The sequence below is a fragment of the Cryobacterium flavum genome (assembly GCF_900103805.1).
Lineage (GTDB): Bacteria > Actinomycetota > Actinomycetes > Actinomycetales > Microbacteriaceae > Cryobacterium > Cryobacterium flavum.
Genome location: NZ_FNIB01000004.1, coordinates 89,512 through 102,543 on the forward strand (window position 1 = coordinate 89,512; position 13,032 = coordinate 102,543).

The 13,032-nt window shown below is 63.9% G+C and carries 16 protein-coding genes and 1 tRNA gene; 16 read left to right on the top strand and 1 reads right to left on the bottom strand.

Features of this window, described 5'->3' with window-relative positions; all coding sequences use genetic code 11:
* The first annotated feature begins 19 nt into the window (after positions 1–19).
* From BLS91_RS06650 to BLS91_RS06660, 3 genes are read left to right on the top strand one after another with little or no spacing between them, the layout of a single operon-like run.
* Positions 20–994, top strand: a complete 975-nt coding sequence (locus tag BLS91_RS06650; RefSeq protein WP_233197307.1) for a permease — start codon at positions 20–22, stop codon at positions 992–994.
* On the top strand, positions 984–1,757 hold the full coding sequence (locus BLS91_RS06655; protein WP_092339964.1) for a TIGR03943 family putative permease subunit: 774 nt from the start codon (positions 984–986) through the stop codon (positions 1,755–1,757). The genes BLS91_RS06650 and BLS91_RS06655 overlap by 11 nt, the downstream gene beginning before the upstream one ends.
* Complete coding sequence (locus tag BLS91_RS06660; RefSeq protein ID WP_134505308.1) at positions 1,747–3,234, top strand: hypothetical protein; 1,488 nt, start codon at positions 1,747–1,749, stop codon at positions 3,232–3,234. Before BLS91_RS06655 ends, BLS91_RS06660 begins: the two co-directional genes overlap by 11 nt.
* A gap of 6 nt (positions 3,235–3,240) precedes the next feature.
* On the opposite strand, the gene BLS91_RS06665 is transcribed toward BLS91_RS06660, so the two are convergent.
* Positions 3,241–3,513 carry a DUF4031 domain-containing protein gene (locus BLS91_RS06665; protein WP_092339966.1) on the bottom strand — a complete coding sequence of 91 codons (273 nt, stop codon included), beginning with the start codon at positions 3,511–3,513 and terminating at the stop codon, positions 3,241–3,243.
* Positions 3,514–3,762: 249 nt separating this feature from the next.
* On the opposite strand from BLS91_RS06665, the gene rplU reads away from it, so the two are divergent.
* The 13 genes from rplU to BLS91_RS06730 all read left to right on the top strand — a co-directional run bounded on the left by rplU (position 3,763) and on the right by BLS91_RS06730 (position 13,031).
* Positions 3,763–4,071: a 50S ribosomal protein L21 gene (gene rplU, locus BLS91_RS06670; RefSeq protein WP_092339967.1), complete on the top strand. Its 309-nt coding sequence runs from the start codon at positions 3,763–3,765 to the stop codon at positions 4,069–4,071.
* A gap of 18 nt (positions 4,072–4,089) precedes the next feature.
* Positions 4,090–4,347, top strand: coding sequence for a 50S ribosomal protein L27 (gene rpmA, locus BLS91_RS06675; protein WP_035836705.1), 258 nt, complete (start codon positions 4,090–4,092; stop codon positions 4,345–4,347).
* Between the two features lie 158 nt (positions 4,348–4,505).
* Positions 4,506–6,167, top strand: coding sequence for a GTPase ObgE (obgE, locus tag BLS91_RS06680; protein WP_092339968.1), 1,662 nt, complete (start codon positions 4,506–4,508; stop codon positions 6,165–6,167).
* On the top strand, positions 6,164–6,970 hold the full coding sequence (proB, locus tag BLS91_RS06685) for a glutamate 5-kinase (protein WP_092339969.1): 807 nt from the start codon (positions 6,164–6,166) through the stop codon (positions 6,968–6,970). Before obgE ends, proB (BLS91_RS06685) begins: the two co-directional genes overlap by 4 nt.
* A 146-nt stretch (positions 6,971–7,116) precedes the next feature.
* On the top strand, positions 7,117–7,923 hold the full coding sequence (gene proB, locus BLS91_RS06690; RefSeq protein ID WP_092339970.1) for a glutamate 5-kinase: 807 nt from the start codon (positions 7,117–7,119) through the stop codon (positions 7,921–7,923).
* A 44-nt stretch (positions 7,924–7,967) separates the two neighbouring features.
* Positions 7,968–9,236, top strand: coding sequence for a glutamate-5-semialdehyde dehydrogenase (locus BLS91_RS06695; protein ID WP_092339971.1), 1,269 nt, complete (start codon positions 7,968–7,970; stop codon positions 9,234–9,236).
* Positions 9,237–9,367: 131 nt separating this feature from the next.
* The gene (locus BLS91_RS06700) at positions 9,368–9,583 is read left to right on the top strand and encodes a hypothetical protein (RefSeq protein WP_092339972.1); all 216 of its coding nucleotides are present in this window, start codon (positions 9,368–9,370) and stop codon (positions 9,581–9,583) included.
* A gap of 15 nt (positions 9,584–9,598) precedes the next feature.
* The gene (gene nadD / locus BLS91_RS06705) at positions 9,599–10,192 is read left to right on the top strand and encodes a nicotinate-nucleotide adenylyltransferase (protein WP_255409998.1); all 594 of its coding nucleotides are present in this window, start codon (positions 9,599–9,601) and stop codon (positions 10,190–10,192) included.
* Positions 10,189–11,307, top strand: coding sequence for a hypothetical protein (locus BLS91_RS06710; protein WP_092339973.1), 1,119 nt, complete (start codon positions 10,189–10,191; stop codon positions 11,305–11,307). The genes nadD and BLS91_RS06710 overlap by 4 nt, the downstream gene beginning before the upstream one ends.
* Positions 11,308–11,425: 118 nt before the next feature.
* The gene (rsfS, locus tag BLS91_RS06715) at positions 11,426–11,839 is read left to right on the top strand and encodes a ribosome silencing factor (RefSeq protein ID WP_092339974.1); all 414 of its coding nucleotides are present in this window, start codon (positions 11,426–11,428) and stop codon (positions 11,837–11,839) included.
* A gap of 73 nt (positions 11,840–11,912) precedes the next feature.
* Positions 11,913–11,988 (top strand) — tRNA-Ala (locus BLS91_RS06720).
* Between the two features lie 192 nt (positions 11,989–12,180).
* On the top strand, positions 12,181–12,522 hold the full coding sequence (locus BLS91_RS06725; RefSeq protein WP_092339975.1) for a histone-like nucleoid-structuring protein Lsr2: 342 nt from the start codon (positions 12,181–12,183) through the stop codon (positions 12,520–12,522).
* A 98-nt stretch (positions 12,523–12,620) separates the two neighbouring features.
* Positions 12,621–13,031 (top strand): YchJ family protein, encoded by a 411-nt coding sequence (locus BLS91_RS06730; RefSeq protein WP_338061553.1) that lies wholly within the window; start codon positions 12,621–12,623, stop codon positions 13,029–13,031.
* The last annotated feature ends 1 nt before the right edge of the window (position 13,032 follow it).

A 13,032-nucleotide genomic window follows, 5' to 3' on the forward strand; every position in this document is an offset into this window, starting at 1 on the left:
CACCGCGGGGGTGTTGGTGGTGCTCGCCGTTTTCGTCGTGCGGGCGCTTTCGCCCGCCTTCGTCGACGAGCAGCTGAGCGATTTCCAACTGCCCGACCGGGTGCAGGACACCCTGACCCTGGCGATCAGCGTCATCATCGAGTCGGTGCCGTTCGTATTTCTGGGCATCCTACTCTCGGCGGTCGTGCAGGTCTGGCTGCCGCACGGCGTTCTGGCCCGGCATCTGCCACGCAACCCCATTCTGCGGCGCGCCACGATCTCGCTGCTCGGCATGTTTTTTCCGGTCTGCGAGTGCGGCAACGTGCCGCTCGCCCGCGGATTCATGGTCGGTGGGTTCACCGTCTCCGAATCGATCACCTTTCTGCTCGCCGCGCCGATTCTCAACCCGATCACCATAATCACCACGCACCAGGCCTTCGGCTGGGACGGCCACATTCTGGTCGCGCGGCTGGTCGGCGGATTCCTCATCGCCAACGTCGTAGGCTGGCTGTTCAGCAAGCACCCCGACCCGCAGAGCCTGCTGACGACCAGGTTCGCGGCCGCCTGCGCGGTCGGGTCCACGAGCGGGCACGATCATGCACACCACAGGGAGAGCCGGTTCAGCCAGACCACCGAGATCTTCATTCGCGAAACGTCGGTCATCATGCCGGCCCTGTTCATCGGCTCCGCCGTAGCCGCCCTCACTCAGGTGTTCGTGCCGCGGTCGGTGCTGCTCGCGCTCGGCAGCAACCCGGTCTGGTCGGTGCTCGCCATGATGGCACTGGCTTTCATCGTGGCGGTCTGCTCCAACGTTGACGCGTTCTTCGTGCTGTCGTTTGGCAGTACCTTTCTGCCCGGCGGAATCGTGGCGTTCCTCGTGTTCGGTGCCCTGATCGACGTCAAGATGCTCGCCCTCATGCGCACGACCTTCACCAGTCGCACCCTGGTGCAGATCACGGTCGTGGTGGGCCTCATGAGCGCCGCGCTCGGATTGCTGGTGAACTATGTTGCCTGACCGAAAGCTGTCCGGGGCCCTCCGCTATTGGGCTGAGCGCTGGCAGGGTGTGCTGCTCAGCCTCGTGGTCGTTGTCGCGACCCTGTGGCTGGCCCTGAGCGGCCAGCTCGGCCTCTATATCCACCCTCGCTATTTCGCTTTCACGATCGCCATGGCCGTGGTCGGGCTTGTGCTCGTCGCCGCCGGGTTCGCCCGTCGACGCGGTTTTGAGGTCGAACGCAGCGGTCGGGTCCAAACGACTCTGACCGGGGTCGGAGTCGGGCTGCTGCTGATCATGGGCGTCGCCATGGTCGTGGTCCCGCCGACCACCCTGACCAGCGCCACGGCAACCCAGCGCGAGGTCAATTCCGGCGGGCTCGGCACCGACGACGACGCCGACCAGGCCGCGGCGCTCATCGGCACCGGCGACTTTGAGCAGCTCAGCGTGCGCGAGTGGGTCTCTCTGCTCGCGCAATCCTCTGATCCGGCCTTCTACGCCGACAAAACCGCTCAGATCACCGGGTTCGTCACGCCTGACGCCAAAGACCCCGATAACGTGTTCTATCTGGCCCGGTTCGTCGTCACCTGTTGCGCGGTCGACGCCCAGCCGATCGGCGTTCCGGTCTACCTGCCGGGCTGGCAGGCCGAGTACGAGGTCGATGACTGGGTGCAGGTCACCGGCCGGTTCGAGCTGAGCGTGAGCGCATCAGCGAGCGATCCACTCGCGATCACCCCGGTCGAGATCCTTCCCGTCGACCAGCCGAATGACCCCTATGTCTACTGACCCCTCTGCTGACCTGTTGACCGGGCAACCGCTCCCGGCACGGTCGACCCGCCCATTCCGCCGTACCCTCTGGATACTCGTCGGCGGCCTGGTCGCGGCCTGCGTTGCCCTGGTCGCCGTCAACCTGCTGACCGGCCCCCGGCTCACCGGCGTCGACGTCGACACCACCGCCGTGGTCTCTTCCGCGAACGCGCGCCTCGTGCTCGCGACGAACCGTCAGTTGACCGACATCACCCCGGAGCAGGTGAGTATCGAGCCGTCCGCAGCCTTTCAGGTCACCACGAGCGCGAATTCCGTCGTGATCTCCTTCCCGCAGCCACTCGCCTACAACACCGACTACGCGGTCTCCGTGCGGGGCATTACCGGCACGGCCGTCGACCGAGAATCGACAGTCAGGGCAGCCTTCAGCACGAGCGAACCCTCGCTGTACTACCTCAGTCGCGCGGCGTCGGCCGCCGAAGCCGGCACGCGCGGCACGGACCGCATCCTGCGTACCACGACCGGCAGGGCTGACACCGAGGTAGCCTTCGAGTCGGCGAACATCCAGCAGTTCGTGCCGATGGGCAGCGAACTCGCCGTGGTCACGGTGAACCCCGATCTGGCCAACGCGCTCTATCGCGTTGATGCCGACGGTACCGCCGAAGCTCTCAACCTGCCCGGTGTCGGCCTCGTGCAGGATCTGCAAGCCGCGCCCGGCCAGTCCCTGCTCGGTTTTCGTTTCACCAGCGCAGCGGATGCCGCAGGCCCGCACTACGACAACGTGCTGTTCGTGCTCGACCTGCGCACCAACAATGCCACTGCGGTCCCTGCCCTCGAGGGTGGCCCGCTGAGTGTTACGACCTGGGGATTCATGGCCAATCGCGCCGACATCGTTGCACAGCAATACGATTCGACCTTGCTGCTGATCAATCCGCTAAACCAGTCCGGCGGCAACCCGCTCGAGAATGAACCCGAATTCGACCCGCCGGTACCGCTCGGGCAATTCGCGAACCTCACCGCGTTCGCGCCCGACGGCGTGCGCATCGCCGTGTCGGACCGCGACGGCCAGTACGTGCTTGATCTGTCGCAGGGCACAGAGTCCGCCATCGTGCCGCAGAGCGTGGAAGGCACCACCCAGTACACCGCCGAGCTGCGCTTCCTTGCCGGGGGAGCCGGCACGGACTCCGACAGCTACGTGCAGCGCGTCGCCGAGTTCGACGCCGCTACCGGTTCGGTCAGGCAATATCTCTCGCTGGTGCAGGGTGGTGAGGCGCGCACCGTCTATGCGCCGGCATCCGCTGACGAAACCATTGTTGGATTCGAGCTCTCGCCGAACGACCAGTTCCTGGCCGTGCAGATCGTGCCGAACCGTGAGACCGAGCGCTCTGACGGATACCCGGTCAATGCTCAGGCAACGGATGCAACGACCCTGTTCGTGAACGTGGCTACCGGCGCGGTGCGCCGCAGCGTGCTCGGCTTCGATGCCACCTGGCAGTAGCCGAGGCTACAGTCCGCGCCGCTCCCGGGCGGTCACACGCAGCCCGCTGGAGCGCAGCCGCACGATCATCTCCCGAAAGCTCACCGGCACGGCCCCGGCGGCCACCAGGTCCGCGTAGCGGCCTTCAGGCACGTCGTAGTGGTCGAGGTCGAAGCCACGCCGGGGAATACCGGCCTGAGCGGCGAAAGCGTGCAATTCGTGCAGATTCGAGTCGCTCACGAGGTGTGCCCACACCGTTCCGTGCGCCGGCCAGCTAGGCTGGTCGATAAGTATTGCCATGATCGAAGTCTACGAGCCGCCCTGTGTTTCAGAAGTGGTTCAGACACGCCGTGCCGTTGGTTTGACCACGGGTAGCGGATCAGGTAAAGTCAACCCTTGGTGTGCGTTAGATAAATAAGCGCGAATACCAAGGTTTTCTGAGTGCGCTGGGCCAACCGGTCCGTGTACTGCAGTGAATGCAGCAGTCAAGTTTGAGCAGTGAGTTTCCGCAAATTGGAGCCTCAGGCTCCCCAGAGATTGGTACGTAAAGTGGTTTACGCAGTTGTGCGCGCCGGAGGGCGGCAGGAGAAGGTAGAGGTCGGTACCATCGTGACGATGGACCGAATCAAGGCTGACAAGGACGGCAACGTCGAGCTGGCCGCTGTGCTCCTCGTCGACGGCGACAAGATCACCTCTGACGGGGCGTCACTGGCCAAGGTCAAGGTCACTGCTGAGGTTTTGAACAACCTTCGCGGTCCGAAGATCGTCATCCAGAAGTTCAAGAACAAGACCGGGTACAAGAAGCGTCAGGGGCACCGTCAGGAGCTCACTCGCGTTCAGGTTACCGGCATCGCCTAGGCCAGAGGAGATAGACAGATGGCACATAAAAAAGGTGCGAGTTCCACTCGCAACGGTCGTGACTCGAACGCTCAGCGCCTCGGCGTGAAGCGCTTCGGTGGTCAGGTTGTCGGCGCGGGCGAGATCATCGTTCGGCAGCGCGGCACGCACTTCCACCCCGGCGTCAACGTCGGCCGTGGCGGCGACGACACCCTCTTCGCTCTCGAAGCCGGCTCCGTGCAGTTCGGCGCCAAGGGTGGCCGCAAGGTCATCAACATCGTGGTTGCAGCCGAGTAGGTTTTTACAGCACAGTATTTTTCGTACACAACGTCAGGGCGGGCTTCGGTCCGCCCTGACGTGTTTGTTCAGCACTTTTTGTAGCACATCGTTCCACGCACGGGTTTCATAGCACCTCGTTTTGAAGCATTTCTTGCGCCACCTGAAAGGGGCACTCCATGGCCACATTCGTTGACCACGTGACGCTGCATTTACGAGCGGGCAATGGAGGAAACGGATGCGTTTCGGTCAAGCGCGAGAAGTTCAAACCTCTCGCCGGTCCCGACGGCGGTAACGGCGGCAGCGGCGGAGACCTCGTGCTCGTGGCCGATCCCAGCACGACCACCCTGCTCGGCTTCCACCGGTCACCGCACCGCAGCTCTGACAACGGCGGCCCCGGCATGGGCGACCACCGCAATGGCCACAACGGCGAGATGCGCGAGCTCATGGTTCCCATCGGCACCGTGGTCAAGGACATCGAGGGCAACCAGCTCCTCGACATGGACGAACCCGGCCTGCGCCTCATCGTCGCGCCCGGCGGCCAGGGCGGGCTCGGCAACGCCGCCCTCGCCTCGACCAAGCGCAAGGCCCCCGGCTTTGCCCTGCTCGGCACGCTCGGCTGGGAAGGCGACGTCTACCTCGAGCTCAAGACCGTAGCGGATGTCGCGCTCGTCGGGTACCCTTCGGCTGGTAAGTCCAGCCTGATCGCCGCCATGAGTGCGGCTCGCCCCAAAATCGCCGACTACCCCTTCACCACGCTGCACCCCAACCTCGGCGTCGTCGAATCGGGTGAGTCGCGCTACACCATTGCCGACGTGCCCGGCCTGATCGAGGGCGCGAGCGAGGGCAAGGGGCTCGGCCTCGAGTTCCTTCGCCACGTTGAACGCTGCACCGCCCTGCTGCATGTGCTGGACTGTGCCACGCTCGAGCCCGGTCGCGACCCGATCAGTGACCTCGACGTCATTCTCGGCGAACTCGACGCCTACCCGGTGCCCGACGGCCAAAAGCCGCTGCTGCAGCGCTCCCAGCTCATCGCCCTGAACAAGATCGACGTGCCGGAAGGCCGCGAACTGGCCGCCTTCGTCAAGGCCGACCTCGAAGCCCGTGGCTACCGCGTATTCGAAATTTCCAGCGTCACCCACGAGGGTCTCAAACAGCTCAACTACGCCCTCGCTGAGGTCGTCGAACAGGGCCGCGCCGAGGCTGCCGCAGCCGAAGCGAAGAAGCCGCGCATCATCATCCGTCCCAAGGCCGTCGATGAGGGCGGCTTCGTCATCAAGGTCGAGGGTGGCACCTTCGGCAACATTTACCGCATTCTCGGTACCAAGCCGGAACGCTGGATTCAGCAGACCGACTTCACGAACGATGAGGCCGTCGGCTTCCTCGCCGACCGACTCGCCAAGCTCGGCATCGAGAATGAGTTGTACAAGTCGGGAGCCATCGCCGGCTCGACCGTCATCATCGGCCCCGGCCACGGTGTCGTCTTCGACTGGGAGCCCACGCTCACCTCCACCGCCGAACTCATCACGGCTCCCCGAGGCACCGACGCCCGCCTTGACGAGCCTAAACGTCGCACCAGCAACGAACGCCGCGAGGAGTACTTCGGCCGAATGGACGCCAAGTCCTCGGCCCGCGCCGAACTCATTCGTGAGCGCGAAGCCGGCATGTGGCAGACCGGCGAGGAGGAACACAACGAAGACGTTCGCCTCGCCGACGTGGAATTGAACTTCTCCACGCTGGCCGGCGCCGCTGAGCCCGAAACCGCGCCAGACACCGGCATCGAAACGGATGCCAATGCTGACGAGACTGAGACAGACCCAACGGAAGAAGTACAGAAGTGAGTGGCTTAGCCAGGGACAACGTAGCGGGCGCGAAACGCGTCGTGGTGAAGGTCGGGTCTTCGTCGATCAGCGGCGAGAACTCCGACCAGATCACCCCACTCGTTGACGCCCTGGCCGAGGCCTACGGTCGCGGCACCGAGGTGGTACTCATCTCCTCGGGCGCGGTCGCCACCGGCATGCCCTTCCTGAACCTTGATGAACGCCCCAGCGACGTAGCCACCCAGCAGGCCGCCGCCGCTGTCGGGCAGAATGTGCTCATCTTTCGGTACCAGGAAAGCCTCGACAGGTACGGCATCGCTGCCGGTACCGTGCTGCTGACCGAGGGCGACGCTCTAAAGGAACCGCACCGAAGCAACACCCGGCGCGCACTGGAACGACTGCTCGACCTGCGCATTCTGCCGGTCGTCAACGAGAACGACACCGTGGCTGTCTATGGCTTGCGGTTCGGCAGCAATGATCGCCTCGCCGCCCTGGTCGCAACCCTCATCCAAGCCGACCTGCTGATCATGCTCAGCGACGTCGACGCGCTCTACACCAAGCCGCCGCACCTGCCGGGCGCTGAGAAGCTCGACTTCATCGCCGCGGACGACCCGCTCGACGGGTTCGAGTTCAGTTCGAGCGGAGCAACCGGAGTGGGCACCGGGGGAGCGAGCACGAAGGTGGTCGCCGCCCGCCTCGCCACCAAGGCTGGCACCGCCGTTCTGGTCACCTCGACCGAACTGGCCGCTGCAGCCCTGCGTGGCGAGCACGTCGGCACCTGGTTCGAGCCGACGGCAAGCGAAGAGCGTCGCGCGCTGCTCTGACCGCACCAGCTGCGCTAAACTGCCGGTGGTCGCACGGCGCGTCCATTATTCTTGCCGGAGGGCCAGATTCATGTGGGGTTGCACGTCCTTATTGGGGTCAGCGTGAATGGCTTCAGCGTTAATGTAGCCAACCGAAATATCACCCGATGAGGGCGCACTCGCAGCAGGTTGTTCGATCCGCCGCGCGTATCGTGGTCAAGGTGGGCTCCTCGTCGATCAGTGGCGAAAACTCCGGGCAGATCGCGCCCTTGGTCGATGCCCTGGCTGAAGCGCATGCCCGGGGCACCGAGGTGGTTCTGGTCTCGTCCGGCGCCATTGCCATCGGCATGCCGTACCTCCAGCTGCAGGAACGGCCGACCGACCTGGCGACCCAGCAGGCGGCGGCATCCGTTGGTCAGAATCTGTTGATCTTTCGGTACCAGGACAGCCTCGACCGCTACGACATCGTGGCCGGTCAGGTGCTGCTGACGGCGAGTGACCTCGACAACGCCACCCACCGCGGCAACGCCCAGCGCGCCATGGAGCGCCTGATGGCGCTGCGTATTCTTCCGATCGTCAACGAGAATGACACCGTAGCCACCCACGAGATTCGATTCGGCGACAACGACCGACTGGCCGCCCTCGTCGCCACCCTGATCGGTGCCGACCTGCTCGTGCTCCTCAGCGATGTGGATTCCCTCTACACGTGCCCGCCGGACCTGCCCGGTGCTGAGCGCATCAGCCACGTGGCATCCGGTGACCCGTTGGTGGGGATGGAATTCGGCGCGACTGCCGTCAACGGGGTCGGCACCGGGGGAGCGAGCACCAAGGTGACGGCGGCGCGCATCGCGGCCCAGGCCGGAACCGCCGTGCTGGTCACGGCGACCGGGTTGGTGGCCGAGGCGCTGCGCGGGGATCCGGTGGGAACCTGGTTCGAACCGTCGCCAGCACCGTCAGCACTGCGTATTTCCTGAGAGCCGAGAATAGTCTCATGGTTCGCCTCCCGTAAACTAGGTTCATGTTGCAGTCTCTGAACGATGTAGCCCAGCTCACGCCCACCCTCGAGGCCGCTCGCGCCGCCTCCCTGCCGCTCGCTTCAGCGCCGACAGAGCTAAAGAATAAAGCGCTGAAATTGATTGCGCAATCGCTGCGCGACCACGCCGCGCAGATCGTGACGGCCAACCAGGTCGACCTCGCTGCCGGCGCCACCAACGGCCTCAGTGCCGGACTGCTCGACCGGCTCAAGCTCGACCCGCCGCGCATTATGGCCCTCGCCGACTCCGTCGACCAGATCGCGCTGCTGACCGACCCGGTCGGCCAGGTCGTGCGCGGCAGCAGCCTGCCCAACGGCATCAAAATCAGCCAGGTGCGTGTTCCCTTCGGCGTCATCGGAGTCATCTACGAAGCTCGCCCGAACGTCACCGTCGATCTGGCCGCCCTCGCCTTGAAGAGTGGCAACGCCGTCGTGCTCCGCGGTGGTTCGGCTGCCGAGAACAGCAACCGAATACTCATCGACCTGGTGCAGGCGGCGATCACCGACGCCGGACTCAACCCTGATTCGGTGCAGACCATCGACCCCTTTGGCCGGGCCGGCGCGACCGAGCTCATGAAGGCTCGCGGCTACGTCGACGTGCTCATTCCCCGTGGCAGCGCCAACCTGATCCAGACCGTGGTTCGTGAGTCCCAGGTGCCGGTCATCGAGACCGGTGCCGGCGTCGTGCACGTCTTCCTCGATGAGACGGCTACCAAGCAGTGGGCGATCGATATCGTGCACAACTCCAAGACGCACCGTCCGAGCGTCTGCAATGCCCTGGAAACCCTGCTCGTACACCGCAGCGCAGCTGAACGCTTGCTTCCCGATGTGTTGGACAAGCTCACGGCGTCCGGTGTCACCATCCATGCGGATGCCCGCACCCGCGCGCTCTATCCGGCCGCTGTCCCGGCGACCGACGATGACTGGGGCACCGAATACATGAGCCTCGACATTTCGGTGGCGATTGTCGACTCCCTCGATGAGGCCATGGACCACATTCGTCGCTATTCAACCGGGCACACCGAGTCGATCATCACCAACGATCTGCAGAACGCTGAGCGCTTTCTGAACGAGGTCGATTCGGCCTCGGTCATGGTCAACGCCTCCACTCGCTTCACCGACGGCGGAGAATTCGGCTTCGGTGCCGAGGTGGGTATCTCCACCCAGAAGCTGCACGCTCGTGGGCCGATGGGTTTGCCAGAGCTGACCAGCACAAAGTGGATCGTGCGCGGCACCGGCCAGGTACGCGCGTAGGTTCACACGCGGGTGCCGGTCAAGTGCGCCGGTCAAGCTAGGATGAGTCGACGGCGTGAGCCGTCAGGCGCGCGACCCGTCGCGGCCAACTGGGGCCGCGCCCGACTGCGCGGCGCGTGAATGGAGAACCGATGTCTTTTGTGAGTGCCGTGCTAACCGAGGTCGAGCACATCGCCTTGCCGTTGCCGCTCATCATCTACCCGATGGTGGCCGCCGTGTTGTTCCTGGCCCTCGGCGTCGTGCTGTGGAGCTTTCGTGATGTGTCCAACCGCCACAGCGGCAAGGCTGACGCCTACGCAGCCGCGCATGGCGGACACGGTGGTACCACCGGCACCGGTGGCCACTAGAAGCCTGATCTTAACGTGACAGTTCGTCGCCTTCGCATCGGCGTGATGGGCGGAACGTTCGACCCCATTCACCATGGGCACCTCGTCGCCGCCAGCGAGGTGGCACAGAGCTTCGACCTCGACGAGGTGATCTTCGTGCCCACCGGGCAGCCGTGGCAGAAAAGCGGCGTCACCCGCGGCGAACATCGCTACCTGATGACGGTGATTGCGACCGCGTCCAATCCGCGGTTCACAGTGAGTCGGGTGGATATTGACCGGGTCGGCCCGACTTACACCATTGATACGCTGCGTGATCTGCACGAAGAACGTCCGGATGCCGAATTGTTCTTCATTACCGGAGCGGATGCGATCACCCAGATTCTCGGCTGGAAAGACGTGCGTGAACTGTGGCAGCTGGCACATTTCGTGGCTGTGAGTCGCCCGGGCCATGAGCTGAGCGTTTCGGGATTACCGAACCAAGACGTAAGCTTGTTGGAAGTTCCGGCACTGGCTATTTCGTCCACTGACTGCCGGGCACGGGTCAATCGGGGATTCCCGGTCTGGTATCTGGTCCCCGACGGGGTCGTCCAGTACATCTCAAAGCATCATCTGTATCGGAGTGTGGCATGACGTCGGGAGACCCTCAGCCGCTCAGCCGACGTCAGGCGCGCGAACTCGCCCGCGAACAGGGTGACGAAGCCGCCGCGGTGTACGACGCCATCCCGACCCTCGACGTTCCGGTGCTAGTCCCGGCCGCGCTTCGCCCGGCACCGTTTGCTTCATCGGCACAGACCTCGACATCACGGCGAACGAGCCGGCACCACACGGCTCCCGATCCGAAAGAGCCTCAGGACACCGTCGATCCAGTTCCAACCCCGGGTGCAGCCGAGCCCGACCCGTCGGTTCCGGCACCGCACACCCTGAGTCGCCGGGAATTGCGCGCACTGCACGCACGTGAAGATGAGGAACGGGCTCTCAATACTGGGGACCTCACGACCCCCGCCGATCAGCCCGCCGACGCTGAAGCTACTGATGCTGGGCCGGTTGACCCTGAACTGGTCGAGGCCGAGCTGGTCGAGGCCGAGCTGATCGAGCCCGAGCCCACCACGCGGGTCGCCGTCGACCCGGTCGAATCCGAGCAGATGTACGCCGAGCCGATCATGGCCGAGCCGGTCGTGGCCGAGCCGATCGAGGCCGAGCCGATCGAGGCGCCGGATCCGACCCTCAGTGACAAGACCGGATGGATGCCGCCGATCGGACACTGGTCGGTCGATGCGGATGCTCCGCGCGTCGACGTATCGCAGCCTGACCAGTCGCTCGACGAACTGATCAACCGTGGTATCGGGGCCGGGGGCATTCCCACCACCACGAACGCGCTCATCCTGCCGTCGATTCCCCACCAGCCGAGCAGCGTGAGTCCCATCTCCAATACGGGCGAGATCATGATCACGGGGTCATTCGACCTGCCGCGCAGTCTTGGCTCGACCGGCGCCCACCCGAATCTGTTCGATTCGTCCGAGATGGACCACCTGATGGACCAGCTCGACGCCGATCAGCTAGGCGGGGACTCGGCCCCGGTCAGTGCGAGTCGCGCCGTGAGCACGCACGCGTCTACCCGCGGGATGTTGACCCCGCCGAAGAATCAGCGTGCCTCACTTCCCACCGTTTTGGTCATCGCCACGGCCGCACTGGCCGTGAGTGTTCTGGCACTCTTCGTGACCGGCTACCTGCTGGGTCTCTTCTAGTGCCCCGCGCCATGCATCCGTGTCCTTCCTTCCTCGCGGGCCTCTCCGGCTCGCTCGTTTCCCCCATCATCGCCACAAGCGCATTCGCGCCTCGCGGCACAATCTCAAGGATTCATTCATGACCACGTCACCCCACGCCCTCGAGCTGCTTGCCATCGCCGTCGCCGCCGCCGACTCCAAGGGAGGCGAAGACCTCGTTGCCCTCGACGTCTCGAACCCGCTTCCCCTCGCCGACATCTTCTTCATCGTCACTGGTCGGTCGGAGCGCAACGTTGTAGCCATTGCCGGCGAGATTGAAGACAAGCTGATCGAGGCCGGCCACAAGCCGCTGCGGCGCGAGGGACGCGCTGCCGGCCGCTGGGTGCTCGTTGACTTCGGTGACCTGGTCGTGCACGTTTTTCACGAAGAAGAGCGCCAGTACTACTCCCTGGAGCGATTGTGGAAGGACTGCCCGGTGATTCCGACCGGGATTCCCGCCAAAGTGACGTCAAACGAGGCCGCCGATGAGGCTGCCGACGAGGTCGCGGAGTAGCTTCGGTTTCGCAGATCCCAATCTGTGTTGTAAGCTAACAAAGTTGTTTCGGAGCAATTCGAAACAACAATCTGGGTCCGTGGCGCAGCTGGTAGCGCACCTGCATGGCATGCAGGGGGTCAGGGGTTCGAATCCCCTCGGATCCACCAAATATGAAGTAGCCCCGACATTGTCGGGGCTACTTTTTTGTGATCCATCGTGTAAAAGTTGTGAATGCAAAAGAAATACCGCGTGGCGGGTATCGGAAAAAGAGTTCGGCAGCCATAATTCGTTAGTGGTTATCGCCACACGCGAATGTATCCATCCCGAATGTATTCGACACCTCATTGGAGAATCTCAGAATGAAGAAGACCACGGTTCAGCTGCTGGATGACCTTGACGGCACCGTTATTGAAAATGGGTCCGGAGCAACCGTTTCCTATGCTTTCGAAGGGGAATCGTACGAGATCGATCTGTCCGCCGAAAACCTCGCTGAATTTCGCGCCGCGATCAAGCCATACACAAATGTTTCCCGACGCGTTGGCTATGTGCCCGCTAAGTCACGCGGCACCAGTTCGGCCGGTTCGGACCGGGCCGAGCTCCAGGCCATTCGTGCCTGGGCTGCCGCCAACGGCGTTGCCGTATCCGACCGTGGGCGCATTGCCGGCACCGTGCGCGAGGCCTATGCCAGGGCGCAGGCCTAGCAGAGCCCGAACAGACCATTACTCCGGATCAGCGGTGTCCCTGCCTGAGCGAGGGCACCTATGCCGTCTGTTGCGGCCGATTTCACAGCGGTGCTGCGCTGCCGCCGACGGCCGAATGGCTCATGCGATCTCGGTATAGCGCCTTCTGCCGGGATGACGCGCAGTATCTGCTTCAGACGTGGCATCCGTTGACCCGACCGGAATCACTCGAACTGGACCCGGCGATAACTTGGCGACGGCTCGATATCGTGCGTACAGAGCGCGGTGGTTTACTCGATAGTGAGGGCGTCGTGCAATTCACAGCGCACTATCGTGAAAACGGCATAGCGGGTCAGCAGAAAGAAGTGAGCCGCTTTCTCAAGGTTGACCGCCAATGGTATTACCTCGATGCCGTTCCAGACAGACTGAACTCCAGACAGCCACTTCCAGCCGCATGGCCGGGATGGAATCTCAGAGGGCGCGTCACCGCGGTCGATATCGGGCGGCCACCTCCCAGAAATCTGGCTTAGA